Origin of the sequence: Klebsiella sp. WP8-S18-ESBL-06 (genome assembly GCF_014169755.1) — a bacterium.
Taxonomy (GTDB): Bacteria; Pseudomonadota; Gammaproteobacteria; order Enterobacterales; family Enterobacteriaceae; genus Kluyvera; species Kluyvera ascorbata_B.
Genome location: NZ_AP022256.1, coordinates 1976837 through 2002086, shown reverse-complemented (window position 1 = coordinate 2002086; position 25250 = coordinate 1976837). Strand labels below are relative to the sequence as shown.

25 protein-coding genes and 3 tRNA genes are annotated in these 25250 nt (G+C 44.3%); 17 read left to right on the top strand and 11 right to left on the bottom strand.

Going from position 1 to position 25250, the window contains the following annotated elements:
* Nucleotides 1-90: 90 nt before the first annotated feature.
* Genes H7R76_RS09390 through H7R76_RS09380 form a run of 3 tightly spaced genes read left to right on the top strand, consistent with a single transcriptional unit; the run spans nucleotide 91 to nucleotide 3210 of the window.
* Nucleotides 91-468, top strand: coding sequence for a GtrA family protein (locus tag H7R76_RS09390; protein ID WP_227673956.1), 378 nt, complete (start codon nucleotides 91-93; stop codon nucleotides 466-468).
* On the top strand, nucleotides 468-1421 hold the full coding sequence (locus tag H7R76_RS09385; RefSeq protein ID WP_182967593.1) for a glycosyltransferase family 2 protein: 954 nt from the start codon (nucleotides 468-470) through the stop codon (nucleotides 1419-1421). The genes H7R76_RS09390 and H7R76_RS09385 overlap by 1 nt, the downstream gene beginning before the upstream one ends.
* The gene (locus H7R76_RS09380) at nucleotides 1414-3210 is read left to right on the top strand and encodes a hypothetical protein (RefSeq protein ID WP_182967591.1); all 1797 of its coding nucleotides are present in this window, start codon (nucleotides 1414-1416) and stop codon (nucleotides 3208-3210) included. The genes H7R76_RS09385 and H7R76_RS09380 overlap by 8 nt, the downstream gene beginning before the upstream one ends.
* Nucleotides 3211-3688: 478 nt before the next feature.
* On the opposite strand, the gene H7R76_RS09375 is transcribed toward H7R76_RS09380, so the two are convergent.
* Nucleotides 3689-3778 (bottom strand) — tRNA-Ser (locus tag H7R76_RS09375).
* Between the two features lie 92 nt (nucleotides 3779-3870).
* Between H7R76_RS09375 and mtfA the strand changes: the two genes are divergently transcribed.
* The 3 genes from mtfA (at nucleotide 3871) to H7R76_RS09360 (ending at nucleotide 6093) form a co-directional block, all read left to right on the top strand.
* The gene (gene mtfA / locus H7R76_RS09370) at nucleotides 3871-4665 is read left to right on the top strand and encodes a DgsA anti-repressor MtfA (RefSeq protein WP_106930001.1); all 795 of its coding nucleotides are present in this window, start codon (nucleotides 3871-3873) and stop codon (nucleotides 4663-4665) included.
* A gap of 100 nt (nucleotides 4666-4765) precedes the next feature.
* Nucleotides 4766-4841 (top strand) — tRNA-Asn (locus H7R76_RS09365).
* 139 nt (nucleotides 4842-4980) lie between these two features.
* Nucleotides 4981-6093: a PD-(D/E)XK nuclease family protein gene (locus H7R76_RS09360; RefSeq protein WP_106930003.1), complete on the top strand. Its 1113-nt coding sequence runs from the start codon at nucleotides 4981-4983 to the stop codon at nucleotides 6091-6093.
* 15 nt (nucleotides 6094-6108) lie between these two features.
* Here the strand turns inward: H7R76_RS09360 and cbl are convergent, their stop codons facing one another.
* Nucleotides 6109-7059: an HTH-type transcriptional regulator Cbl gene (cbl, locus tag H7R76_RS09355; RefSeq protein ID WP_106930005.1), complete on the bottom strand. Its 951-nt coding sequence runs from the start codon at nucleotides 7057-7059 to the stop codon at nucleotides 6109-6111.
* 102 nt (nucleotides 7060-7161) lie between these two features.
* Complete coding sequence (nac, locus tag H7R76_RS09350; RefSeq protein WP_106930007.1) at nucleotides 7162-8079, bottom strand: nitrogen assimilation transcriptional regulator NAC; 918 nt, start codon at nucleotides 8077-8079, stop codon at nucleotides 7162-7164.
* A 307-nt stretch (nucleotides 8080-8386) separates the two neighbouring features.
* Here nac and H7R76_RS09345 point away from each other — a divergent pair.
* Nucleotides 8387-8462, top strand: a tRNA-Asn gene (locus H7R76_RS09345).
* Nucleotides 8463-8512: 50 nt separating this feature from the next.
* Here H7R76_RS09345 and H7R76_RS09340 read toward each other — a convergent pair.
* Nucleotides 8513-9847 carry an aminotransferase-like domain-containing protein gene (locus H7R76_RS09340; protein WP_182967589.1) on the bottom strand — a complete coding sequence of 445 codons (1335 nt, stop codon included), beginning with the start codon at nucleotides 9845-9847 and terminating at the stop codon, nucleotides 8513-8515.
* A gap of 87 nt (nucleotides 9848-9934) precedes the next feature.
* Between H7R76_RS09340 and H7R76_RS09335 the strand changes: the two genes are divergently transcribed.
* Entirely contained in the window at nucleotides 9935-10816 is an 882-nt protein-coding gene (locus H7R76_RS09335) for a DMT family transporter (protein ID WP_182967587.1), read from the top strand.
* Between the two features lie 22 nt (nucleotides 10817-10838).
* On the opposite strand, the gene H7R76_RS09330 is transcribed toward H7R76_RS09335, so the two are convergent.
* The 3 genes from H7R76_RS09330 to ldtA form a co-directional block, all read right to left on the bottom strand.
* Nucleotides 10839-11780: a Gfo/Idh/MocA family protein gene (locus H7R76_RS09330; RefSeq protein WP_106930014.1), complete on the bottom strand. Its 942-nt coding sequence runs from the start codon at nucleotides 11778-11780 to the stop codon at nucleotides 10839-10841.
* Entirely contained in the window at nucleotides 11777-12757 is a 981-nt protein-coding gene (locus tag H7R76_RS09325) for a Gfo/Idh/MocA family protein (protein ID WP_182967585.1), read from the bottom strand. The genes H7R76_RS09330 and H7R76_RS09325 overlap by 4 nt, the downstream gene beginning before the upstream one ends.
* A gap of 98 nt (nucleotides 12758-12855) precedes the next feature.
* Nucleotides 12856-13788: a L,D-transpeptidase gene (gene ldtA, locus H7R76_RS09320; RefSeq protein ID WP_182967583.1), complete on the bottom strand. Its 933-nt coding sequence runs from the start codon at nucleotides 13786-13788 to the stop codon at nucleotides 12856-12858.
* Nucleotides 13789-13982: 194 nt separating this feature from the next.
* On the opposite strand from ldtA, the gene H7R76_RS09315 reads away from it, so the two are divergent.
* The 8 genes from H7R76_RS09315 (at nucleotide 13983) to H7R76_RS09280 (ending at nucleotide 19120) form a co-directional block, all read left to right on the top strand.
* A complete protein-coding gene (locus H7R76_RS09315) occupies nucleotides 13983-15431 on the top strand; it encodes an AMP nucleosidase (RefSeq protein WP_182967581.1) in 1449 nt (482 codons plus the stop codon).
* 486 nt (nucleotides 15432-15917) lie between these two features.
* Nucleotides 15918-16781, top strand: a complete 864-nt coding sequence (locus tag H7R76_RS09310; RefSeq protein WP_001515479.1) for a DUF6387 family protein — start codon at nucleotides 15918-15920, stop codon at nucleotides 16779-16781.
* Between the two features lie 185 nt (nucleotides 16782-16966).
* Entirely contained in the window at nucleotides 16967-17182 is a 216-nt protein-coding gene (locus H7R76_RS09305; RefSeq protein ID WP_000250489.1) for a helix-turn-helix transcriptional regulator, read from the top strand.
* A gap of 29 nt (nucleotides 17183-17211) precedes the next feature.
* Nucleotides 17212-17523 (top strand): hypothetical protein, encoded by a 312-nt coding sequence (locus H7R76_RS09300; RefSeq protein ID WP_001515481.1) that lies wholly within the window; start codon nucleotides 17212-17214, stop codon nucleotides 17521-17523.
* 14 nt (nucleotides 17524-17537) lie between these two features.
* Nucleotides 17538-17924, top strand: a complete 387-nt coding sequence (locus H7R76_RS09295) for a hypothetical protein (protein ID WP_016240041.1) — start codon at nucleotides 17538-17540, stop codon at nucleotides 17922-17924.
* 16 nt (nucleotides 17925-17940) lie between these two features.
* Nucleotides 17941-18228 carry a hypothetical protein gene (locus tag H7R76_RS09290; protein ID WP_182967579.1) on the top strand — a complete coding sequence of 96 codons (288 nt, stop codon included), beginning with the start codon at nucleotides 17941-17943 and terminating at the stop codon, nucleotides 18226-18228.
* A 90-nt stretch (nucleotides 18229-18318) separates the two neighbouring features.
* Nucleotides 18319-18612, top strand: a complete 294-nt coding sequence (locus H7R76_RS09285) for a hypothetical protein (RefSeq protein ID WP_049121561.1) — start codon at nucleotides 18319-18321, stop codon at nucleotides 18610-18612.
* A gap of 112 nt (nucleotides 18613-18724) precedes the next feature.
* Nucleotides 18725-19120 (top strand): hypothetical protein, encoded by a 396-nt coding sequence (locus H7R76_RS09280; RefSeq protein ID WP_137055948.1) that lies wholly within the window; start codon nucleotides 18725-18727, stop codon nucleotides 19118-19120.
* Between the two features lie 107 nt (nucleotides 19121-19227).
* Here the strand turns inward: H7R76_RS09280 and H7R76_RS09275 are convergent, their stop codons facing one another.
* The 4 genes from H7R76_RS09275 to H7R76_RS09260 form a co-directional block, all read right to left on the bottom strand.
* Entirely contained in the window at nucleotides 19228-19521 is a 294-nt protein-coding gene (locus H7R76_RS09275; RefSeq protein WP_182967577.1) for a hypothetical protein, read from the bottom strand.
* 375 nt (nucleotides 19522-19896) lie between these two features.
* Complete coding sequence (locus H7R76_RS09270) at nucleotides 19897-20058, bottom strand: hypothetical protein (protein WP_170226206.1); 162 nt, start codon at nucleotides 20056-20058, stop codon at nucleotides 19897-19899.
* A 14-nt stretch (nucleotides 20059-20072) separates the two neighbouring features.
* Nucleotides 20073-20873: a hypothetical protein gene (locus H7R76_RS09265; protein WP_137055950.1), complete on the bottom strand. Its 801-nt coding sequence runs from the start codon at nucleotides 20871-20873 to the stop codon at nucleotides 20073-20075.
* Entirely contained in the window at nucleotides 20870-21592 is a 723-nt protein-coding gene (locus H7R76_RS09260; RefSeq protein ID WP_170226203.1) for a helix-turn-helix domain-containing protein, read from the bottom strand. The genes H7R76_RS09265 and H7R76_RS09260 overlap by 4 nt, the downstream gene beginning before the upstream one ends.
* Nucleotides 21593-23267: 1675 nt before the next feature.
* On the opposite strand from H7R76_RS09260, the gene H7R76_RS09255 reads away from it, so the two are divergent.
* Nucleotides 23268-25232 carry a nuclease-related domain-containing DEAD/DEAH box helicase gene (locus H7R76_RS09255; RefSeq protein ID WP_137055951.1) on the top strand — a complete coding sequence of 655 codons (1965 nt, stop codon included), beginning with the start codon at nucleotides 23268-23270 and terminating at the stop codon, nucleotides 25230-25232.
* Nucleotides 25233-25250: the final 18 nt, after the last annotated feature.

Here is a 25250-nt window from a genome sequence, read left to right as displayed (position 1 = left end):
GGAAAAATGATGCATTCCCCGATTGATGAAGCTATTTTCTTAGTGATTTATTAGTGATAATATTCTCAAAATTTTGAGATGGTTGACGGAATGTATTCATTAACGTTTACAAAACAAGCTATTCGCTACGCTCTGGTGGGACTGGCAAACACGGCTGTCACAGCCATTGTCATTTTTTCACTAATGAAAATGAATATTGGCCTCTATACATGCAATATTATAGGTTACATAGCGGGAATAATATTTAGTTTCGTTGTTAATTCTAAATTTACTTTTTCCTCGCAACTATCAGCAGAAAGGTTCATAAAGTTTTTGCTGGCCTGTCTTGCTTGCTGGCTTCTGAATGTAGCAGCAATAAAATTATTTCTTATGAACTTTCCCGAAGAAATATACATTTCGCAGCTTATTGGCATGATTGTCTACACCTGCGCTGGTTTTTTAATTAACAAGTTATGGGTAATGAAATAATGAATCCTCCAAAGCTAGAAATAATTGTACCATGTTATAATGAAGAGCTTGCCTTCTCTCATTGTTTAATTGAATTAGAAACTATTTTAAACAATTTGATTAGCGAGAATCTCGTTGCTAACACTAGCGCTATTGTATTTGTCGATGACGGTAGCGCTGACTCAACGTGGCGCTTGATCAAAGATGCATCACAAACATCTCCTGTAGTTAAAGGCTTAAAATTATCCTGTAATCGTGGCCACCAGATAGCACTGATCGCGGGATTAACCCATTCAGATGCAGATATCGTCATCAGTATTGATGCAGATTTGCAGGATGATACCTCTGTAATCAAAACGATGGTAAAAGATTACTGGAGTGGATATGACGTTGTCTATGGTGTACGAAATGACAGACTCTCCGACTCTTTTTTCAAAAGGAAGACTGCAGAAGGTTTCTACGGGTTGATGAAATTAATGGGGGTAAAACAAGTCCCAAACCATGCTGACTATAGGCTATTGAGCAGAAGAGCGCTTGACGCTTTACTGCGATATAAAGAGCAAAATATTTACATTCGCGGATTGGTTCCTTTATTAGGATTCAAAACAAAAGAAGTTTTCTATGCGCGTTCAGAGAGAGTGGCTGGGGAATCCAAGTATCCCTTACGAAAAATGGTTGCATTAGCCATAGAGGGAATAACCTCACTGAGCGTAACCCCTTTACGGATTATTTCTTTAACTGGCCTTTTCATCAGTTTTATTTCAACAATTGCGGCAATTTATGCCATCGCTGAAAAAATAGCCGGAAATACTGTAGAGGGATGGACATCTGTTATGATCGCCATATTCTTCCTGGGTGGCGTGCAAATGTTTTCTATAGGCATCATTGGCGAGTATATTGATAAAATTTATATAGAAACCAAGGAAAGACCGAAATATTTCATTGAGGAACAAACTGGAAATAGCAATGAATAAATATATTAAATATTGTATATTACCGGCTATCGCAGTGTCGACTATATTTTATGTTTATCTTTCATTTGTCGTTTCGGCAAATAGTGACAATATGTCATCGCTTCTTATTGCAAAGGATATCGCTGAGGGTAATCTAAGATTAGATGGCTGGTCAATGTCTACACAGTCATATCTTTTTTCAGATATCATATGGACTGCCTTAGTTATTAAGATGATTGGATATCATCCAATCATTGTGCATGCAATTCCAGGCATACTTTATTGTTTTATATCTTTTGCGGCTATAAGATTAGCTTCATTAAATGGTATTAAATCGGCAATTTTAATACTACCGACCATATTAATACCCACGCACTTCACTGTTGCGAATTCCGATCAATTAAATATTCACATTGGCATTTATGCCCTATCGGCATTGTCATTACTTATTTTTAACTCAAAAAGAGAAAAAATCAACTTACCCACCATCATTGGGCTGTCAATTATTGCAGGGCTATTTGCAGAATCAGATAAACTTCTGCTAGTTATTTTCATTCTACCCGTAATGATTGCTTCCGTATTGCATTTGATATTATTCAAACGGCAACAATATTTAAAATTCCTGGCATTTGCACTTTTAAGCGCTATTTTTTACAAGCTATTTGGCTTATTGAATCCACATATATTTGCATACACTACACCAGGAATTGGAAGTCAAGGCTTCGCTTCTGTCGACGCCATGTTCACAAACACGAAGTTATTGCTGGATGGTTGCTTCCGATATTTTGGTGCCGATCCCGAAAATGATAACGTACCTGTAAATATTTTTAGAATTCTATGTCTGGTGTCTTTCGCCATGGTGTTTTCCTACTCTGCCATTAGCAGATGGAAGTCATCATTCATTGATACCATACTTGTTTTGTCTTCTCTAATGCCCGTTTGTGCATTCATATTTAGTACTGTTGCTATTGATGAAAACTCTACTCGATTTGTATTTTTCTCTTTTTATTCATCATCTATACTTATCGCTAGAACTGTTGTACTTAAAAAAGAAACACTTATCGCAATCCCTGTCATCATTGCGCTTTCATTAGCGAATCTGGCCTCATTTACTGGCAAAAAAGAAACTGATGAAAAATACTACGCCAGGCTTGGTGCTTTTTTAGAACATAACAACCTAAAATATGGATATGCATGGTTTTGGTCTGCATCAATAACAAGCGCAATCAGTAACGTTCACGTTTATCCCGTAGAAATTTTTGACGGGGTAAAACCAATGATGTGGCTCTCAAAGAAAGAATGGTTCTCGAATAAGGGCAATTTTGTTTTAACAAGAAATGCAGAAGAATATAATGCCGCGTTAAATCAATTTGGTACACCGGCTAAAGTTATAGACTTCGAAAGAACAAAAATCTTAGTATGGGACACGATCATCTTCCCTCCTAACGGCTATTCCATTAGCAGGATTAATAAAGGAACGCTACCAACTATAAGTGGCGAATATAAAGATGGTGAAGTTCGAGGAACGGATCAAGAAGGATTCGTATTATTTGGCCCATATGTTCCTTTAAATAAAGGAACATATAAGTTGACGATTAAGGGTCACGGTTCCAAAAATGGAGATATCATCGATATTGTAGACAATTCAAAATCAACCGTCATTTACATGGCTGAACTATCATTTGATAAAAACGGTGAATTCTCGACAAAAATAAATTTACCTGAAGATTTTAATAGTGTCGAGTTAAGGGTTCACACCAAAGGGAATCCAGACCTGGCAATCAAAGGATATTCAATCCTACCTGAGTAACTGCTGAATTCCCCCTGTACACGTTTTGTGTACAGGGGGATTTTCTGAGCACTTCTGATGTATTAACCAGGGTTATATCATTTAGCGCGCATCGCCCCCCTGATATTCATATTCTCTTTTCTTTCCCGTTTTTTTTCTGCGGTATAATGTAAAACAAACCCGCAGTGGTTCAGAGGGTTACCGTAAATGCCTGGTTCTTTCAGGTAATAACACCTGTAAGTCTTTTTGTGGTCAATACCACAATCCTCCTGACATCACTGGATATGAAAGCGTGCGCTGCGGGTTTAACGAGATTCGAGTAGGGGCAAGCGACTTTTCTCTGGGCTCGAGGCAGAACAATAAGCCCTGTTTTACGAGAGAAAGGTTAGAATGACACTGATGCCCAGCACAACAATTCTGGAAAAATCCAAATTGCTATCCCGGTCATTCCAAGTGTGATACTGGTCGTTGAAAGAAGATTTCGTAAGTGCTTGAATAGTGGCGGAGAGAGGGGGATTTGAACCCCCGGTAGAGTTGCCCCTACTCTAGTTTTCGAGACTAGTCCGTTCAGCCGCTCCGGCATCTCTCCGTTTTGTGGTTGCCATCATGCCAGGTATTTTGGCATTTTAACAGACCCAGTCTCTTCAATTGCGTTCAAGTGACGAGTTTACGAGCAAAACGATGATTAAATGGCCCTGGAAAGCGAGTGACACAGCCGAAAAAGCAGACATGCCGTGGGCGCAGGCCCTGGCGATTCCTCTGTTAGCCAATCTGTCCGCCGACGAACAGGTGAAGCTGGTTCAGCTTGCCGATCGCTTTTTACAGCAAAAGCGGATGGTCTTTTTACAGGGCCTCAGCGTAGAGCCCGTTACCGAAGCGCGTATCGCGCTGCTGTTCTGTCTGCCCGTTATGGAGCTTGGGCTGGAGTGGCTCGACGGCTTCCATGAAATTCTTATCTACCCTGCCCCATTCGTGGTTGACGACGAATGGGAAGACGATATTGGCCTAGTCCATAGTCAAAGGGTGGTGCAATCTGGCCAGAGCTGGCAGCAGGGGCCAATTGTGCTCAACTGGCTTGATATTCAGGACTCATTTGACGCTTCCGGCTTTAACCTGATCGTTCACGAAGTGGCGCATAAGCTCGATACCCGCAACGGCGATCGCGCCAGCGGCGTGCCGTTTATACCACTGCGCGAAGTGGCCGGCTGGGAGCACGACCTGCACGCCGCGATGAACAACATCCAGGATGAGATCGATCTGGTCGGGGAAAACGCGGCCAGCATCGATGCCTACGCCGCCACCGACCCGGCGGAATGCTTCGCGGTGCTGTCTGAATACTTTTTCAGCGCCCCTGAACTTTTCGCCCCACGCTTTCCGGCGCTATGGCAGCGTTTCTGCACGTTCTACCGTCAGGACCCCCTGCAGCGGTTGCGCGATAACGGCCAGCAGGATGAAAATCAGCCTGTAGTACACTAAAACGACAGTCTGCGCTAAATTCAGCCAATTGAATCAGCGAGTTAAATTTAGTGTTGACACAATTATCCGTGCCCAGTACTATGCGCCTCGTTCACACGATTCCTCTGTAGTTCAGTCGGTAGAACGGCGGACTGTTAATCCGTATGTCACTGGTTCGAGTCCAGTCAGAGGAGCCAAATTTAAAAAAGCCTGCTTTCGAGCAGGCTTTTTGCTTTTCATCTTTCTGCATCAATATTTATCTTTCCGCACTTTCCCCACACGCGTAACATCACATTCTGGCTTACCAGAAAATCTGTCCAATCAGGATGTTATTGCATGGATATTTTAACCGATGCTTTCTTTCAACAGCTCGATGCGCTCAAGCCCGAAGAGGCCAAAGAGCACAATTTTTTCAGCATCGGCGGCGCGGGTTATTTCGAGAACCCCACTTCCAGCCTGCTGGCACTGTTTATGGGAATGCATGAAGATATTCCGCCCTGGCTTCTCAAGGCGCTGATGGTCTGCCTGAAGGTGGAGGCGGATATTGACCAGCTGGACGTCACCTCACTGACGGTAAGCCGTGAAGCGCGCACAACCGAAGGTAATTTTCTTGATATCGTGGTCTATCATCAGGATTTTATTATCGGTATCGAGCACAAAACTATCTCCGCGATTAATAACCCCTTCTGTAGCTACGAGCGTCATCTGCAGAATCTGGCAGACAATAGCCAGACAATCTATCGCTGTATCCTTGCCCCAGACGCCCTACCCTGTAAGCCGGTTGAGCGCTGGCCTCTGCTGCGCTATTCGCAACTGCTGTCATCCGCCAGAAACCGGCTCGGTCATGAACTTGCCGGGCTTCCCTTGAGTAAATGGCACATTTTCTACACTGAGTTTCTCAACCACCTTCATACCCTCAGCGGGGCCGATAGCACCATGACGATGAACCATGAAAATCAGACCTTCGTAGACGAGCATTTCGTCCAACTTCTGAGAGCCAAAAACCTGCTCAATGACTTCGAGTCGGCGATGGTAGAAGAGGCAAAGAATACGCTGTTGACGCTGCTGCCAGACACGCACATCGCGCACAGCATTAACAATTGGCGCTATGACTATAAAGCGATTCACCTCTACCCTGAATGCTGGGGCTCAACCTATCTTTCGCTGGTCTATTACCCTGATAAACGTACGGGCCGTATTCGCTACTATCTCAATGGCAGAATCAACGTGCGTGACCACGCCGATTTGCCTTGCGTACATCAATGGCTGATCGACAATGCCCTTCAGCCCGCTTTTCTCCCCTCGGCAAATAAAGCGGACCGGGAGATCAAGCTCAACGGTAAAGAACTGCTTATCTCATTTGGCACGCCGGACGGCACGCTGGACTCTGCAAAGCGCCTGATGGCAGAAATAGTCGACTTTATCAGCACGACGCTCAAGCAGAAATAACGCGTCGCCGTGGCGCTAAATCTGGTAATCCAGCACCGTTTCTTCCAGCTCCATCGCCTGGCGCTTAATCTCTTCCAGCGATAGCCCGGCGTTGCACAGCTCAATAAACCGCCAGACATAATTGCGCTGCAGCTGCCCGCGTTTGAGCCCCAGCCAGACCGTATTGGCATCGAAGAGATGGTGCGTATCCAGCCTCACGAGGTTGGCCGATTCCTGCCTATCGCCCGATTGCTCGGCCACAAGACCGATCCCCAGCCCCAGCTCGACGTATGTTTTAATGACGTCAGAGTCCTGTGCGCTCAGCACGATATCGGGAGCCAGACCTTTACGATTAAACGCCTCATCAATACGCGAACGCCCGGTGATGCCCTGCCGGTAGGTAATCAGCGGCCAGCGGGCGATGGCCTCAAGCGTCAGCGGCGTGGTCTGCGTCAGCGGATGATCGGTCGGAACCAGCAGGCTGTGATGCCAGCGGAACCACGGGAAGGCCACCAGCGTGGCGTCGTTGCTGAGCCGCTCGCTGGCGATGCCGATATCGGCACCGCCGCTGTGCAGCAGCGCATCGATCTCCTGCGGCGTGCCCTGAATAAGCTCCAGCCGTACGTCAGGGAAAATTTCGCGGAAGGCTTTAATGACCGGCGGCAGACTATAACGTGCCTGGGTATGGGTGGTGGCGATGGTCAACACGCCGGAAGCATCATTGGTAAAGAGATCGGCCAGACGGCGCACGTTGCTGGCCTCATTCAGAATACGTTCAGCAATCACCAGCAGGGCTTTGCCTGGTTCGGTCATGCCTAATAAACGCTTGCCGCGACGAATGAAGATTTCAATGCCTAACTCTTCTTCAAGCTCGCGAATATGACGGCTTACGCCAGACTGCGATGTATAAAGCATATTGGCAACTTCGGTCAGGTTGTAATCCTGCCGTGCCGCTTCGCGAATAATTTTAAGTTGCTGGAAGTTCACGCGTCACCCCGATTCAGTCAGATATGACGCTATTGTTAAAGTCTGTTGAACCGACAAACAAATAATAAAAACCAGCAACATATACCTGAATGGAATATAAGCTTAGCTAACGAGCTGCAATTCACGGTTATCCAGCATCGGACGACTCACCAGCGACATCAGAATTTCCTTCACCGCCTGCGCCTGCGGAGACAGCTGCCCACGAGCCGATACGTTCAGCGACAGAGGCAGGCTCATCGACGGCGTGGTGATCCGCGCCATCCAGCCATTTGCCGCGCTGCACAGTGAACGCGCCGCTGACTCCGGCAGCACGGTAACGCCCATACCGCTGGCAATCGCCGCAGTCAGCGTTGAAATCGACTCAATCTCACCAATGATTTTCGCCGTCAGTCGGCGCAGGGAAAATGCTTCATCGACGCGAGCGCGCACGGCGCTATAGTCGCGGGGTAAAAACAGATTCATTTCCGCAACGGCGGTCAGGTCTACGCTCTGCCCCGGACAGTCGCGCGTACCGACCAGATAAAGATCCTCTTTGAGCAGCGGCTGGCTCACGATCCCGGCCAGCGGTGCCCGATCGTACAGCACCGCCATATCGAGCTGGCTATTGAGCAGCTTGTCGTTTAGCACGGTGCCGCTATTTTCATGCAGATACACCAGCACCTCCGGCAGTTCGTTACGCACCGCCTGCAGCAACGGCATGGTGATTGACGAAGCCGCCGTGCCCGGCGCAAGGCCGATAGACACGGTGCCGCTCAGAGTCTGCCCGACATTATTCACCGCCAGCTGCGCCTGCTCACACTGGCGCAGAATGGTACGGGCATGGGTATACAGCACCTTCCCGGCTTCCGTCGGCGTTACGCCGCGCTTGGTACGAATCAACAGCTGCTGATCGAGTTCACCCTCCAGGGTCGCGACCTGCTGGCTCAGCGCAGGCTGCGCGATATGCAACACTTCAGCCGCCTGAGTCAGGCTGCCGATATCGACGATTTTCACGAAGTATTTCAGTCGTCTTAAGTTCATTTTTGCCTCCGGTACGAGATCCACTGCCACGCTGGCGTTAAGTAATCGGAGGAGTTGCAAGATGCTTGCCAGTTTTTAAAAACGTGTTAAACCCAGTGAAACCTATTGCTGAAGCCCTTTTTTCGCCCAGTCAGAAGATTGCCGTATGCCCCATAAGGGGTAAATCTGCACTTTCACGGTGCAAAGCGCGGCGAAAATAATCAATTGGCGCACAATTGCTGAAATTGTCAGCAAACGAACAGATTTACGCTTTTCCCCCTTTGACAAGCCGGTAGGACATCGATAATATGCGCCCCGTTCACACGATTCCTCTGTAGTTCAGTCGGTAGAACGGCGGACTGTTAATCCGTATGTCACTGGTTCGAGTCCAGTCAGAGGAGCCAAATTTAAAAAGCCTGCTTTCGAGCAGGCTTTTTGCTTTTCGACTTTCCCTTCACCGACTCTGTTCATATTCAATGGTTTCACGCACCGCGATCATCGCGGCACGCAGCTGCGCTATCGATACCGAGCCTAACGCCACGCGAATTGCCTGCGGGATAGCCGTTGAAACGCAAAACGGTTCGGCGGTTGAAACTGAAATTTGCTTGTCCATCAGCATCCTGGCCACCCGGTCCGCCCGCCCCTCTTCTGCCAGTGGGATCCAGATATACCAGGAGTTCGGGTGACTCACCGACGGTAACGCCCCCAGGCACTCGCGAGCAATACGCTGGCGCAGTCGCGCATCCCGCCGCTTCTGCGTTGCCAGGCGCGCAACGGTACCGTTCTCGATCCACCGACAGATCAGCGCCGTTATGAGCGAAGGCGTGTTCCATACGGTGGCACGAATGGCGCGTTCCAGCCCCTGCCGATAGCCGGCGGGGCATACCACTACCCCAACCCGCAGCCCGGTCGCGACATCTTTTGAAAAACCGCTGACGTAGACCGTGCGTTCCGGCGCATAACAGGCCAGCGGTCGCGGCGGTTGGGTCACCAGATAGGCGTAGGCAGCATCTTCAATGATCAGCAAATCGTGCGCGCGGGCAATAGACGCCAGACGCTGCCGCTGGCGAGCGCTCAGGACCCACCCTAACGGATTGTGCAACGTCGGCATCGCATAAATAGCGCGAATATGACGACGCTGGCACAGGCTGGCCAGTGCGTCAAAATCAGGCCCCTCGTCCCGCGTCGGGATAGCGAGCAGCTCAAGCTGGTACAGCGCGGCCAACGCCTTGAAGCCGGGATAGGTCAACGCGTCTACCGCCACCACGTCGCCAGGGCGCAACAGCCCCATCACCGCCACGGCCAGCCCATGCTGAGCGCCGTTGACGATCAGCACATTTTCCGACTGCGTTGCCAGACCGCTGACGCGTAAATGCCGGGCGATAATCTCCCGCTCTGCCGCTCTACCCGCATGCGGCTGGTAGCGCAGATGTGATTCGATATCCCCCTCGGCGGCAAGCTGCCGTAGCCCTTCACGCAGCTGCTCGCCCTGGCCGGGGAGCGATGGATAGTTAAAGTTAAGATCGAGCACGTCGGCCGCGATCGCCTGCTGATCGATGCCGTGCCCAGCCGCCAACGCAATCTCACGCACAAAGGTACCGCGCCCGGTCTCACCGCTGACCAGCCCCATCCCCTCCAGCTCGGCATAAACCCGGGTTGCCGTCGCCAGCGAAATACGGTGTTCAGCGGCCAGCCGCCGATGCGTGGGGAGTCGGGTTCCCGCCGTCAGTTGACCGCTGCGGATCGCTCGCGCGTAATCGTCAACAAGGGTTTTATAGCGCGCCTTCATGCAATGTATCCATGACAATAATTTGATTGTATCAGATAGGAAAAACTACCATCGCCGCCACAATGACACAACGCTAAGGGGCGTGAGATGGAGACTGAAAAGCGAAATACACCTATCACCACCGGGTGGTTCAACGGCCTACTCGGGGTCATGATTTTTAGCGGCTCACTGCCGGCAACGCGGGTGGCTGTGCTGGAAATGGATCCGTTCTTTCTCACCTTTTTACGCGCCTCTATCGCCGGACTACTGGCCGTGACGCTGCTTCAGAGTTTTCGTCAGCCGCGCCCGAACGCCGGGCACATTATGCCCCTGCTGACGGTATCATTTGGGGTGATCATCGGATTTCCGCTGCTTACCGCGCTCGCGCTACGCTACATCACCGCCGCCCACTCGATTGTCTTCATCGGGCTGCTGCCGCTGGCTACGGCAATTTTTGGCGTACTGCGCGGCGGCGAGCGACCTCGCGCGGCGTTCTGGATATTTTCGCTGTTCGGCAGCCTGTTGGTCGCCGGTTTTGCCCTGTCACAAAGCGCTTCGCTGTCATTCACAGGAGATATGTTGATGCTTGCCGCTGTTGCGGTCTGTGGGCTTGGCTACGCGGAAGGGGCAACCTTAACCCGCGAACTGGGTGGCTGGCAGGCGATCAGCTGGTCGCTGACGCTATCGCTGCCGTTCATGCTGGTTGCTACCTTTATTTACTGGCCCACCACCTTTGCAGCCTACACCCTGCCCACCTGGCTGGCGCTGGGCTACGTGTCGCTATTCAGCATGTTGATAGGTTTTATTTTCTGGTACAAGGGGCTGGCGGCCGGGGGCATCGCCGCCGTGGGGCAGCTACAGCTACTGCAACCCTTTTTTGGCCTCGCGCTTTCCGCCGGGCTGATTCATGAGACGGTCAATCCGCAAATGTTTTGGGTCACCCTCGGCGTCATTGTGTGCGTTGTGTGTTCACGGCGGTTTGCCCGATAAAACCATACCGGGCAACCCTCGGCTACAGCGCGGCGCGAATCTGATCCAGCACCTGCATATTGCGCACCGTTTCCGTCAGCGGAATCAACCGCGATGGCTGATTGAGCACTGCGCTGGAGAAATGGCGAATCTCTGCCTGATAGCGATCGGACTCGCTAACCGGCAGCTCGCGTACGCCTTCGGCGGTATGCAGATGCAGCGCGCCGGCGTCATCAAGGAACGGTTTATCGATGATCAGCATCCCTTTACTGCCGATGATTTCCGCATAATTGCGACCAAAAGCGTTGAATCCGCAATGAATATTGGCAATCAGGCCGTCATCATACTGCAAAAGCGCCGAAAGATTGGTGTCCACCCCCTGCTCGGTTTCGCACAGCGCTCGCACCTGCGTCGGCAAGCGCCCGGTCACCATGCCGACAAAGTTCACCGGGTAGCAGCCCACATCGTACAGCGCGCCGCCGCCGAGCGTTGGCTGCATCTTAATGGTGTTAGGGCGATCGAGCAGGAAACGGAACGACACGTTAATATGGCGAAGCTCGCCCAGTACCCCGCTCTCCAGCACCTGTTTGATCACCCGCACGCGGTCGGTGTACTGATACATAAAGGCTTCCATCAGCAAACGATTATGCTGTATCGCCGCCTGCTGCATCTCCTGCGCTTCCGCCGCATTCAGCCCAATCGGTTTTTCGCACAGCACGTGCTTACCTGCCGCCAGCGCGCGAATAACCCACTCCTTATGCAGCGAATTGGGCAGAGGAATATAGACGGCCTGAATGGCCGGGTCCGCCAACAGCGCGGCATAGTCGCCGTAGTTCTGCGCCCACTCACCGGTCGGAAGTTCCGCCTGGTTACGCGAGGCGACGCCATACAGCCGCGCGTTCTCCGCGCGGGTAATCGCCGGAATAATCGAATTTTTGGCAATACGGGCGTAGCCCAGTACCCCCCAGTTCACCACGTCACTCATTCCACTCTCCTTTTATAAATCTGCAACACCAGCTCGGTTGCCCGACGCGCGTCGCGGCCGCTGCACAGCGGAGCCACGCCGCTGACCACCGCGTTGGCGAAATCGCGCAGGATAGCCTCGTGACCGAAGGTATCGGTGACCACGGCGCTGTGCGCCCCTTCGCTACGGGTTTCCGGCAAGCCCTCACCCGGGTTATCAATGCCGTCAATATACCATTGGGTGATGCGGTCATCTGTGACGGTGAAGGAACCCTTTTCACAGGAAAACTCCAGGCGCGCAGAAAAGCCGGGACGTGCACAGGTGGAGGCGACGAATGTCCCGATCATGCCATCGGCGTGGCGAAATATCGCCGCGCCGTGATCCTCGGCTTCCATCTGATGCGCGAAGGTCGCCAGTTCGCTGGTGACGCTTACAGGCATGCCGAAGAGCCAGAGATAGTTATCGATATGGTGTGCGCCCTGCTGAATAAACACGCCCCCGCCATCGATCGCGTATCCCCCGCGATAGTCAGCGCTGTCGTAATAGGCCTGATCGCGCCAGAAGCGGCACGAGACATCCACCGAATAACGTTTTCCCAACGCCCCGCTTTCCAGTAGCGCCTTGAGGGCCATGTTATCGGGCCGCGTCCGCCGTTGATACGCAACGGCCAGCACCACGCCCGCTGCTTCGGCGCTGGCAATCATACGATCGGCGGCGGACAAGGTTATCTCGAGAGGCTTCTCCACCAGCACGTGTTTTCCCGCTTCAGCCGCCTGGATTGCGCTCTGATGATGCAGGCCATTAGGCGTCGCCACGATGACCGCGTCATAGTCACGATCAACGGCGGACAGATCGGGCCAACACGGTAGATCGCCCGCGGCCTGCGGCGTTCTGCCGCGGCGAGAGATACAGCCGACAATGGTGGAGCCCTCAATATGCTCCACGGCACGCAGGTAGGTATTGCTGATATTTCCGCTACCAACGATGACGTATTTCATGGCGTTCCTCATAATAAAAAAACCCGCAATGCAGCAATGCGGGTCAGTGAAGGGCTTTGGCGAGCAACAGGCGGGCTTTTTCGTTTCATCAAAACGGGTTACAGCGTGGCGTGCGAAGCGCTGATATTCACCGGCATCCCGGAGCGTCGATCCAGAACCGCCTGTGCCCGGCTCACGTCCACGCCTGCCTGTTGGGTAAAACTACGCAATGCAGGCGTCATCGGCAACGGAACTTTGTTATCGGATTCAAATTCTGTGCGGTTGCGCGACAAGGGCTCGTGCGCCTCCCCCCAGCGGCTACCGTCCGGCTCGGTGGTATATTTCACCGGCTGATCGATAATTTGCACCCGCGTCCCCACCGGCACATTGTCAAACAGGTATTTAATATCGTCGTTGCGCAGGCGAATACAGCCCTGGCTGACGCGCAGTCCGATCCCGAAATTCGCGTTAGTGCCATGAATGGCATAAAGCCGCCCAATATAAATCGCGTACAGCCCCATCGGGTTATCGGGCCCGGCGGGAACGAACGCGGGCAGACTTTCACCGCGTTTAGCATATTCACGGCGGGTGTTGGCGGTCGGAGTCCAGCTTGGGGCTTCCTGCTTACGCTCAACGGCGGTTACCCAGTTACGCGGCGTCTCTCGCCCGGCCTGGCCAATCCCAATCGGTAGCACCTCCACGGTATGACTACCCGGCGGGTAGTAATAGAGACGCATTTCAGCAACGTTAACCACGATCCCCTGGCGCACGGTATCAGGCAAAATGAGCTGCTGTGGGATCGTCAGCGTCGAGCCTGATTTCGGCAGGAATACGTCCACGCCGGGATTGGCCTCCAGCATATTACTCAGACCCTGCCCATACTGCGCGGCAAAGGATTCCAGCGGCAGGCGGTTATCCGCCGGTACCGTGATGTGCAGCGTGCTGCCCACTAAGCGACTCCCTTCCGGAGGCAATGGATAAGTCACAGCCAGTACGCTTTGGCTAGCCATCAGCAGCATCAGCGCGCATAAACGTTTTCTACGAGGTCCCATGTCCCTTTCCTCATTCACGGCAGATATCGGTTAATTATAGCTTTTTTCCCCCGCCGCGCCGCAAAAGCCTTCTCACGGCAGGAATATGGTTAAAGGTTAATCAGTTGTTATAAGTGAGCGGCCTGGCGCTTTTGTTTCATCAGCCGCTGACATACTATCGGGAAAAGCCGCAGACCTGACACAAGGAGCGAACGATGAGTAACACGGGCGTAAGTCTGACCCCAGAGCAGGCGCTGGAAAAACTCCAGTCGCTGTACGATCAATCGGTAAGTGCATTACGTGACGCGATTCGTCTGTTTATTGACCATCGCTCGCTGCCCAGCGCCGAGGCGCGGGCCAACGGACTTTTTGTCTATCCTCAGCTTTCCGTCTCCTGGAGCGGCTGCGCGCACAAGGCGCAGAAAACGCGCGCCTTCGGCCGATTTACCCACTCAGGCTGCTACACCACAACCATCACTCATCCAGCGCTGTTCCGCGGCTATCTGCTGGAGCAATTATCATTACTGCATGAAGACTACGACGCGCACATCGAAGTAGGCCTGTCGCAGCATGAGATCCCCTACCCTTACGTTATTGACGGCCTGAATCTCGATCGCTCCATGAGCGCCGATCTGACCCGCGTTTTCCCGACGACTGAGCTCTCGCAGATTGGCGATGAAACGGCGGACGGCTTAACCCACGCCACCGAGTTTTACCCGCTGTCGCACTTCGATGCCCGCCGCGTAGACTTCTCGCTGGCGCGTCTGCGCCACTACACCGGGACGCCGGTCGAGCACTTCCAGCCGTTTGTGCTGTTTACCAACTATACCCGCTACGTCGATGAATTTGTGCGCTGGGGCTGTAGCCAGATCCTCGACCCGGACAGCCCATATGTCTCCCTTTCCTGCGCCGGGGGGATCTGGATCACCGCCGATACCGAAGCGCCAGAAGAGGCGATCTCCGACCTGGCGTGGAAGAAACATCAGATGCCGGCCTGGCACCTGATGACCAAAGAGGGTCAGGGGATTACGCTTATCAATATTGGCGTAGGCCCTTCTAATGCCAAAAACATCTGCGATCACCTGGCTGTGCTGCGCCCGGATGTCTGGCTGATGATTGGTCACTGTGGCGGTCTGCGTGAAAGCCAGTCTATCGGCGATTATGTGCTGGCGCACGCCTATCTGCGTGATGACCATGTCCTTAATGCCGTGCTGCCGCCAGATATCCCGATCCCCAGCATTGCAGAAGTACAGCGCGCGCTGTACGACGCCACCAAGCAGGTCAGCGGGATGCCGGGAGAAGAAGTCAAACAGCGTCTGCGTACCGGTACGGTCGTGACGACCGACGACCGCAACTGGGAGCTGCGCTACTCGGCTTCCGCGCTGCGCTTCAACCTCAGCCGCGCGGTGGCTATTGATATGGAGAGTGCAACCATTGCCGCACAGGGTTATCGCTTCCGCGTACCCTACGGCACGCTGCTGTGCGTGTCAGATAAGCCGCTGCACGGCGAGATCAAGCTGCCCGGTCAGGCCAACCGTTTCTATGAGGGTGCAATTTCCGAACACCTGCAAATTGGCATTCGCGCCATTGATCTGCTGCGCGCAGAGGGCGATCGCCTGCATTCACGTAAGCTGCGGACCTTTAACGAACCGCCTTTCCGCTAAATACTGCCCCCGGCCACGCGACGCCGGGGATTTTCCTGAACGCAGAAAAGCAAAAAGCCTGCTCGAAAGCAGGCTTTTTAAATTTGGCTCCTCTGACTGGACTCGAACTTCATCTACATCTCCTGTTATTACTGACTTTGTTAAATATAGCCATATTTTTACCAACATATTTACCATCATTATTGTTTTCTTGTGGTAAGAATGTCAATTAAAATCAATTGGTTGTTGTCATAATCATCTGACTATACGTATCTAAATTTGCTTTCATTATCAACATGATGTTGTCGTTATTTTTGTTAAAATAAATGATGAAAAACAATTGGTTATTTTTTATTAAATAAATCATGTTTAGTCAAGGTGAAAGCACTGACCTTCAAGGTCACTTACTGTGCTCACACCATTTTGAAAACCCGCTCCTCTTTTCCACTTTCTCTATCATGTTGAATGGGCTAACGTTTAGGAAACACAAAAGCAATCGGTAGAACAATGACTACACAAAAGGAAATGGAAGAAATCAGGGCAGCGTTATCTTGGTTTGATGTACGCCGATATGATGGCCTGAAAGACCTCACCTTAGAACAAATCTATGCAGAGCTTGAAAGACGGATGTTGGCTTACAAAACAAGACAACAATGGGAAACAGCAGGCAAAGATAATCAAATGCAAGCGATATACCATGATGCCACAATCCGATGTGGTGATGTGATACTTAAATCAGACTGGATTTCAGACAATCACAGACTGTCGCATAGCTATGCTGTAAGACCAATGACCAGAGTTCAATTGTTCAACTATGGGCGGGCTATGTATCGGCTGGAGACTTCAGAGCAAACAGACCCTGTTGCAGTGAGTTCCGACTACATCTCTGAGTATCTGAAACAAGGAGGCATGAACCCTGCTAACAAGATGCTGATTGAAATTGACTTGGAAGAAGCCAGCAGTGACGATCTCGCAGAACATCTGAAAGTACTGATTGCTCTATGGCAAAAGCACCTGAAAACGCCTAAACCCCCGAAACGAAAATTTAGGTTTGGTCATAAGACCTTTGAAAGAATACTTGATTACAAAGTCATCCCTTTGATGGATTTGATCTCATGGGAACAGCTCTACAACGAAGGTAAGAATATACCTTTCACCATTTTAGCTGACATCCTGCATGGTAATAATGGGGTCAGAAGTAGTGAGAACATCAAAGATACTGATTATGATTACGCGAAAAGTTATCTTGATAACGATGAGTACTTCAAGGTTTTAAATGATTTCTATATTAAAAACAATATGTTGAAGGATTGGGGTATCGTTGATGTGATAACACTTAACGATAAATCCTCGGATAAAAACAAAAAGTAAACACAAGGGATGTTCACAACCTGCGAACGTCCCTATAAAGAGTATCCCTCCAAAATTTCCGCGAAACTCACGGTTGGTGAACATCCCTAGTTTAGAACTAGCCAAAATCCTAGAATTATCTCCATCGAACAACATACTAAAAAACGAAATATCCAAGATATTACGTAAAAAAAACAGGAGATAATATGGTTCAAAACAAAACAGATAAACATCCGAAACTGATTCGTTTGCCAGAAGTAAAAAGAAGAACAGGGTTTGGTAAAACGTGGATATATACCTTAATAAGAGCGGGTAAATTTCCTAAGCAAGTAAAAACCGGATTGCGCTCTATAGCATTTATTGAAAGTGAGATTGATGAATGGATTTACAAAATCATTTCTGATTCTCGCAATCATATCTAAAAAAGTTTATTAAATAATGAGAGGTTAAGATGAAAAGTAAAAACGTACTGCCTTGTGTGGTGACTGTTACGAATGATGAGACAGAAGTATTTATGGAAATGGCAATAAATAACTTTAGAAAACATCTTCAGGTCATGATTGATTGTATGGGAAATGATTATGAGCGTCATTTTAAAGACCGACTTTATATTGAAGAAGTGATTGGAAAAGTGATCGAACGAACAAAACAAGAGTTTGCTGAATCAATGAAAGATAATAAAGGGAAAGAATATTATCTGTTCTTGGATGAGGTGAGAAGGAATCTGAGAGTTATTTATTCTGCGTATCGTACTAACTATTAATGAGAGAGGTGAATATGAACGAAAAATGTTTAGGCTGGAATGAAATACCCGTTAAAATATCCGCAAGTAATGCTGAGACAGCAAACTTTGCTACTGATGTTGTAAATGTCTACAATGAGTTTATACATTACTTATATTACAATCTAAGGGAGGATGCATTTCTGAAAAAAATGAAGGATGGATTTTACAGGGAGATATTCATAATGGATATTATTAATCTCACGTTACAGGAATGGTTTGAAAGTCCTGAAGAGATAAAGATTAAACACATATCAGTCCCGGAGGTTAAAACTATACTAAGTAGCTATCATGAGTTTTTGATTAAATGCTTTAATGGTGATGATTATGTTCGTTATTACAAAAAAGTAGAAATCAGCGCAAATAAACAGTCTGTGATGTAAAATAAGAGGTGATGAGATGAGTGAAAAACTGATAAAAGAATCAAGAAAAGTATTCCTGCACCTTGCTGAGTTATTTTATGAAATGAGAATAAATACGCTGAAGGAAGTCCGACCCGATGAAGCAGAGATGTTAATGGAGGATGATGCATTCATGGATAGTATTTATAAGGATTGTATCAAAAATGCAAGCGCATCTTTTAAAAAGGTAGTCAGATGGGAGTACTTTGAACAAGGGCATTCAGTAAAAATGGTTGATAAGGAGGTGGTGTTGATAACATTACGTGTTAATCACAAACGAAGATAAAAAGGTTATTTAATAAATCATTTTTAGCCTCATTCATGGGGCGAAAAAATAAAAAAGAAAACAAATATCATTTAATAGTGAGGCGTAACCATGAGTAAAATTTTTGAAATTAAAAGTGTATCTACAGAAACGTTTTATAATATTGCAGAGCGTTCGTTTGAGGCTAGTTGGAAGGTTATGCAGGATATGGCCTCTGATAATGTCTCATACTTGGTATATGATGCGGATTTTATGTGTGTTTTCATCGGCAATGTTATTGAGCATATCAGTAAAAATTTTTACATCATTATCCAATGTGAATGTCTGGAAGGAAAGCTTGAAGAAGTAAACTTTGAAGAGGTAGCGGAACGTCTGGTCCGGCATTCATGGGAGTATTGTAAATAATATCAAAATAAAAATAGATTAAGAAATCATGGGCAGAGTTGTTATCTACTCACTGATTTAGATTATGTGGCCCCGTAATGGGGCTGTACATCGATTACAAGAGGAATATGATATGAATGATGTGGTATTATACGAAAAAAATGAATCAATGTCTTTTGCTATTTGCACGGTCTTATCATTATATTGCGATTTCATATACGAAATAGCATATGGATTTCATAATGAAGCGGTAATGATCATTGAAAATGAAAAGTGTGTGGGACAGGCACTTAAAATACAAATAAACAATCTATTCGATGATTTCGATTACTACAAAAAAGTGAATGGAACAGAAAAAGTAAAACGGGAAGATATAGATGAAAAAGAACTCTTTAACAAAGTAATGGCAGCACATAACCAAGGAGTAAAAGCGCTAATCATGAAGAATCTTGATGCTAATCTTAGAGAGAAAGAGGAAGGGCCTGAATATTGGAAATTAAAGGTATTTAATAGATTTCATGATGTTTAGAAGTCAATGGAGACTTCTATATGTACAGAGAAAGGTAGTTGCCATTAGTTTTAACTCATCGGAGAAGGTATTTATCAGGGACGTATTTTAAATAAAACCAATAGATATTATTTTATTGTGTTTTTTATTATTTTCTCGACTTCCTCTTTTTGAGATGTGGATAAATGCTTTTTAATCTCTTTTATTTTGTTTTTGAAATTAATATTATCTCTTTCATCATGCAAGGACTTTATTTTATTATATGCTTCGTCACTGAAGGGATTAAAATCATCATCTGTTTTTATATCTGAGCAAGAAAAAAGTAAGCTTGTATCAAAATAATTTTTCCTAAGCGCATCGTAAATTTTAGCACTATCAATAATTGTTTCATCTTCTGGTTCTTTTTTTATATGGTCTTTCATGTTGTCTCCTCTTAGTTTTAAATTGATTGACTATGTATTATATATTAATATATGGAAAATAAGTGTCAAATTTAATGGAGAGGCATGGAGTTAATTTAATTATCCATTTTTTGTGTCATAGTCCTATAATCTACTCTTGCTGAATAACCTCGTTTGATAAATTTTGTTTTATCGTAGTTATAAAGATAGTCAGCATCTATTCTTCCACAAGACTGACATAAAGAGTATTCCCATCTTAAATTAAATGTCTTAGAAACAGAAAACCTATCAGTCATTTCTCTACCACAAGAACATTGCATGTTATTTCCTCCATTGGAATTGCTTCGATGTTTTTATAAAATATATTATTTGAAATAAATTACCGGCACCATTAAGTTAAGCTTTTGATTTCATCCGTTTTGCAGTTCCATTTTCAATTCTTTTATAACAATCAGCAACTGCCTCGGCAGCCCATTTTCTTTCCTCAATAGAAAATGGATGATTATTATCTTTTATGTCTTTTAAATAAGCATCGGTTTTACTACGAGCACATGGCATAATAATCTCCAAATTTAAACTAGTTTAAGGGTTTTATATTGTTCAAATATAAGTTTGCCATCTTCAGTATAGATTTCAACTTTACCAACCTTTCCATCTTGTCTTTTAATTGAATAGCGGATTAATCTATCATCACGATACTTTTCAAAAAGTTCAGGTTTCTCAGCGAAGTATTTGGCTTTGGTGGAAACACTAAACAGATAATCACAACTTGAACTTATTGTTCTTTTAAAATCCATTTCTGATAATCCACTTTCTTTTATTTTATTACTAATGAATAATTTCAAAGGACGTTCATATTCCTCATGTTCTTTCGCCTTCTTTTCCTCTTCCTGTTTACGCTTTAGTTGGCTGATAAGATAAAGTCTATCTTCCTCTTCACGGCGTTTGTTTTCTTCCTGTTGAATGATAGAGTTTATAATAGATGCAGGCATAACAGTAACATTGTTGAAAGAATATTTGTAAGTATTAAAAGCCTGTATTTCATGAATGGTTTTAGCTATTTTGTCTGCATCGAATGATTTGTCATATGAAACAATACGCTTCCCGCCATCTTTAATTACAGTTTTCGATGTATTCTCGATGTTGTGTTGAGTGTTTGACGTGAATGAACTTACGATGCCATTACTATCGTTGATATAAAGAGCTTGTTTTTTACCATCAATATAACATTCAAGGAATGAAAATAATTTAAACTCTTGGATATCAAAAGTTTCTTCGAGTATAGTCATTTGCTCAGCAAGAACATTAAGAATATCATTTTTTGAGAGTCTTTCATGAAGTTTTATTTCAAGTGAACCGGGTAGTTTTTTCATATTATTTCCTCAGTTGAACCATTCTCATCTACGGGACTATCGTAAAAATCGCAATCCTCTTCATCCCAATCTATTTCATCCAGAGGAGGTAATAATGAGAGATCACTATGCTGTATATTATCTACTGAATCTGTAGTGTTTTTTTGTTCCTCTTTATGCTCCTCGAAAATTGAGTCTTTAAAAACATTAATAAATACATCCTTTTGTCCATTAAAATCAGTTCTTAGTGATTTTTTAACATACTCTTTTCTTGTTGTATTTAAAGTTTTATATTGTCCTTTGAGAAATAAATTAGCATTAATTAAAGTGTGTTTGCCTTCAATGATTAAGATATTTTTCTCAATTAATTTTTTCCAACATTTACAGACGTTGGATTTACTCATGCCAAGCTCTTCAGCCAATGCTGATTGAGAAATATTTGCTATCATATTGCCATGCTGCATTAGTTTACATAAGCGAACCATAATTAAAAACTCTGCTCCCGACATGGATTTTCCGAGTTTTTCAATATTATCTAAAAATGCACTGGCATATGTAATACCTTGTTTTATATCTGAGCCTCTTTCTTTTTGCATTTTTACTGAGATTTTATCTTTTCTATTTCTGTTATAAAAACTATATATTTCAAGTTTTTGGTTATCAGTAAACCTGTTATTGTTAATATAATCCTCTATTTTTTCACTGCTATATGTCATGATGATATTATAATCTATGTCCATAAAAATACCTTTTATTTATTATTGTTCTCCTTATATACAATGCATAATAAATACTAGTCAATAAAAAATAATGAAAAAAGTAAAAAAAGTTTCTTTTTGCGAACTATCGTTCACTACTATTACCGGTCTGTTCTGTATGATAATATTATAAAAAGTTTCCTGTACGGAAACTCAAATTTCCTTGTAGGAAACTAGAGTTTCCGTACAGGAAACTTTTTTGTTAATTTATTTATTTAAAACAATAACATACAAGCGTTTAATTATTTAATTAGTTTAATTACCGTAACGTGGACTTGTGCCGATGAAATGGCACCTTCGAGATTTTGAATCTCGGATAGAGAAGTGTACTAGATCTTTATGCTGATATTTCTTTCTATTTTAATAATCAGCCAGTGATTGTTTCATACAATCACGAAATGCTGCCAATGTATTCAATTATAATTAATATACTTCTTACTTCATAGCGGCTACGCCGCAATTCTTTATGGATAAATCCATCATTAACAGTGCAAAGCCCTGTTCAGCAATGTGATTGTTTCGAACAATCACGAAGTGCTGCTTCTATGAATATATTTTTTCTATCTATTTAAGCGCAAATAATATAGATTGAAAAGAACATGCTAACTATTCAAAATATGATCATTTTTATAACTGAATGATAAAACGATCTAAAACCGATCCTTTACGCCTTTACTAGAAAATATTGAAACTACCTTATCAAGAAAAATATATTAATGTCGGAGTCAGGGCGTAGCCGTGCGTCAGCACATGAGCTTAAGCTCATAGGGAGTGGATATTATCAAAAAAGGATTTTAATCAAACAGAGAGGAACGCTTTACAATAAAAATATAAATTTCATTCATAAATAGCTAATAATTTTTATTTGAGAATAGTTATCAACTTAAGTACCGGGATTCGGGACTTTAACTCCCGGATGTCTGTACTTGGTTTTAAGCTATAACTGGCCTGAGAGCATTTTTCTTCTTCATTATTCAATTAGTGAAGCTGAGAATAACTATGCAGAGGTATTTTATGGGGACAGTTTTATTTTTTATTGCATTGGTTTTTTTTCTACAATGAACCTTTTTTATAAGTTGTTATGATTTTTCTGTGTTTTATATTTCAGCGAAGTGATTGTTTAAAACAATCACTAAGCGCTGCTTATGTCGCTGTACAGATGAAATTATTTCTCCTTTATTTTATAGCGGCTATCGCCGCAATTCTTTATGGATAAAACCATCATTAACAGTGCAAAGCCCTGTCCAGCAATGTGATTGTTTCGAACAATCACGAAGTGCTGCTTTTATGAATATAGTTTTCCTATATGTTTAAGAGTAAATGCTAGATGTTGAAAATAACATGCTAACTTTCAAAATGTGATCTTTATTAATTATCATAAGGAAAAATCTAACGATCATAAATGCTTTATATTTAACATTTTGATTATACATGAACACACAATGAATAGGTCAGTGTAAGGGCGTAGTCGTGCGTAAGTACCGAGATGAAAACCTACAAATGATTTTAAAAATACATGGTCATATTACTATATAGGTTGTGTAGGTGTATTTATGTATAAACATATACTATCTAAAATGGTAGCAATGTAATAAACCTCTTGAATAATGATTTTACCTGCTATATTGTATACTAAAATTATTACGAGATAAAACAAATGGCAATAATATATCCAAGCTTTGAAAACATATCACGGCTCAAAGTTCAGCCAACTGAAGGTGAATTTTATTTATTAAATTATCTATCTGAAAATTTGAATGATGAGTATGAAATTTTTTTTAATCCATTTCTTGACGGTGATCGACCAGATTTCATAATTCTCAAAAAGAATTCAGCTATATTTATAGTGGAAGTTAAAGATTATAATTTAAGTAATTATTTTATAGATGAGTATAATAAATGGCACGTTCAATCTAAAAAAGGCTCAGCCCATATAACATCTCCGCAGTCACAAGCATTCGTATACAAGTCTAATCTATTCAGGTTACATATTCCTGCTTTAGGGCTGTCATATCTTTCAAATAGAAATTTTTACAACATTGTCCATCCATATGTATATATTCATGGAAGTGTTAGTAATGAAGTGAGTTTTTTATACGACAATGCAATTTCAAAAGTTAAAAATAAATCAAATCAACTGAATGAGCAATACAGAAATGGAAAAATTAATGACAAGGAATATAATTACCAATTTGAGCGGCATTTAAAAACAAATAAAAATCTATCGCGTGATAGGGCCATGATTTATTCTAATGATAAGTTAAAGATGCTTATAAATAAAATATCATCTTTTAAATCTCATGTGCTGTTCGATGACCGTGTTTATGATGATTTTAAAAGAAGATTAATGCCAAGTGAGCATACTTTAAAACAAGGAAGAAAAATACCACTCGATTCAAAACAAATTAAAATGGCCACTAGTGTTTCTGGTAAAGAAAAAATAAAAGGTGTAGCTGGTTGTGGTAAGACACAAATAATAGCAAATCGAGCAGTAGATGCATATAAAAGACATTGCGGGCAAGTTCTTATATTAACATTCAATATAACATTAAAAAACTTAATAAGGGATAGAATAAGTGATGTGTTAAATCATAGAGATGATAACCACTTTGCCATAACAAATTATCATCAATTTTACAACTCACAATTAAACGAGTGTGGTATAGATATTAATACACTGATAGGTAAATATGGATTGGTTGATTTATACCAACATGATGTTTTCAGGAATGAAACTGTTAGTAAATATAAGACTATATTAATAGACGAAGTTCAAGATTTTGAAAGTGAATGGGTTAAGATTACAAGAGATAATTTTTTGGAGCCTGATGGTGAAATGGTTCTTTTTGGCGATCAATCTCAAAATATATATGAAAGAGATGATGGTAGAGCAGCAGTTATTGCCAAGGGATTTGGTGATTGGAAGACGCTAACTCGTTCTTATAGAATCAGTTCTGATTCTCCAATGAATTATCTTATCAAGAGTTTTCAGACTCAGTTTTTAATTAATAAGCATAGTGATGCTGATATCATAGAAGTTACTGCTAATCAGATTGCAATGAATTTTGATCTTATTAAATATCATTCTTATGATACTAATGATTGGGAGGAGAAATGCTTTAGCGAAATTCAGAGTTATATTAAAGGATATAACTTAAATCCTAATGATATTGTTATTTTATCATCGAGGAAATATTTATTGAGAAAAGTCTCAGAAAGATTTAATAAAATTGAAAAAACACATTGTATGTTTGATACATATTCTGAACTTTATGAGTTATTGAGAATTCATGATAAAGAACTATCATTAGAAGGACTCAAGTGTTTATCAGAAAAAGAGTTATATGAAAGGTATATAAGAGAGTATAATCTTAAAACTGAAATTAATGATATGTGTCGCATCAAGAAAAATCATTTTTATGCAAATAGTGGACTCATAAAGTTATCAACAACACATAGCTTCAAAGGCTTGGAGTCTAAAACGGTATTCTACATTCTCGATGACAAAGATACACCAGAAGTTATATATACATCAATTACTCGCGCTATAGAAAATATTATTATTTTAGATATTAGTGTAGAGAAAAAATATAAAGAATTCTTTTGTGGTTATGTAATATAAATTATCGTTAATTAATGT

Coding starts and splice junctions, on each gene's coding strand:
- H7R76_RS09390 (WP_227673956.1), top strand. CDS start 91: ATGTATTCATTAACGTTTACAAAACAAGCTATTCGCTACGCTCTGGTG.
- H7R76_RS09385 (WP_182967593.1), top strand. CDS start 468: ATGAATCCTCCAAAGCTAGAAATAATTGTACCATGTTATAATGAAGAG.
- H7R76_RS09380 (WP_182967591.1), top strand. CDS start 1,414: ATGAATAAATATATTAAATATTGTATATTACCGGCTATCGCAGTGTCG.
- mtfA (WP_106930001.1), top strand. CDS start 3,871: ATGATTAAATGGCCCTGGAAAGCGAGTGACACAGCCGAAAAAGCAGAC.
- H7R76_RS09360 (WP_106930003.1), top strand. CDS start 4,981: ATGGATATTTTAACCGATGCTTTCTTTCAACAGCTCGATGCGCTCAAG.
- nac (WP_106930007.1), bottom strand. CDS start 8,079: ATGAACTTAAGACGACTGAAATACTTCGTGAAAATCGTCGATATCGGC.
- H7R76_RS09340 (WP_182967589.1), bottom strand. CDS start 9,847: ATGAAGGCGCGCTATAAAACCCTTGTTGACGATTACGCGCGAGCGATC.
- H7R76_RS09335 (WP_182967587.1), top strand. CDS start 9,935: ATGGAGACTGAAAAGCGAAATACACCTATCACCACCGGGTGGTTCAAC.
- H7R76_RS09330 (WP_106930014.1), bottom strand. CDS start 11,780: ATGAGTGACGTGGTGAACTGGGGGGTACTGGGCTACGCCCGTATTGCC.
- H7R76_RS09325 (WP_182967585.1), bottom strand. CDS start 12,757: ATGAAATACGTCATCGTTGGTAGCGGAAATATCAGCAATACCTACCTG.
- ldtA (WP_182967583.1), bottom strand. CDS start 13,788: ATGGGACCTCGTAGAAAACGTTTATGCGCGCTGATGCTGCTGATGGCT.
- H7R76_RS09315 (WP_182967581.1), top strand. CDS start 13,983: ATGAGTAACACGGGCGTAAGTCTGACCCCAGAGCAGGCGCTGGAAAAA.
- H7R76_RS09310 (WP_001515479.1), top strand. CDS start 15,918: ATGACTACACAAAAGGAAATGGAAGAAATCAGGGCAGCGTTATCTTGG.
- H7R76_RS09305 (WP_000250489.1), top strand. CDS start 16,967: ATGGTTCAAAACAAAACAGATAAACATCCGAAACTGATTCGTTTGCCA.
- H7R76_RS09300 (WP_001515481.1), top strand. CDS start 17,212: ATGAAAAGTAAAAACGTACTGCCTTGTGTGGTGACTGTTACGAATGAT.
- H7R76_RS09295 (WP_016240041.1), top strand. CDS start 17,538: ATGAACGAAAAATGTTTAGGCTGGAATGAAATACCCGTTAAAATATCC.
- H7R76_RS09290 (WP_182967579.1), top strand. CDS start 17,941: ATGAGTGAAAAACTGATAAAAGAATCAAGAAAAGTATTCCTGCACCTT.
- H7R76_RS09285 (WP_049121561.1), top strand. CDS start 18,319: ATGAGTAAAATTTTTGAAATTAAAAGTGTATCTACAGAAACGTTTTAT.
- H7R76_RS09280 (WP_137055948.1), top strand. CDS start 18,725: ATGAATGATGTGGTATTATACGAAAAAAATGAATCAATGTCTTTTGCT.
- H7R76_RS09275 (WP_182967577.1), bottom strand. CDS start 19,521: ATGAAAGACCATATAAAAAAAGAACCAGAAGATGAAACAATTATTGAT.
- H7R76_RS09270 (WP_170226206.1), bottom strand. CDS start 20,058: ATGCCATGTGCTCGTAGTAAAACCGATGCTTATTTAAAAGACATAAAA.
- H7R76_RS09265 (WP_137055950.1), bottom strand. CDS start 20,873: ATGAAAAAACTACCCGGTTCACTTGAAATAAAACTTCATGAAAGACTC.
- H7R76_RS09260 (WP_170226203.1), bottom strand. CDS start 21,592: ATGGACATAGATTATAATATCATCATGACATATAGCAGTGAAAAAATA.
- H7R76_RS09255 (WP_137055951.1), top strand. CDS start 23,268: ATGGCAATAATATATCCAAGCTTTGAAAACATATCACGGCTCAAAGTT.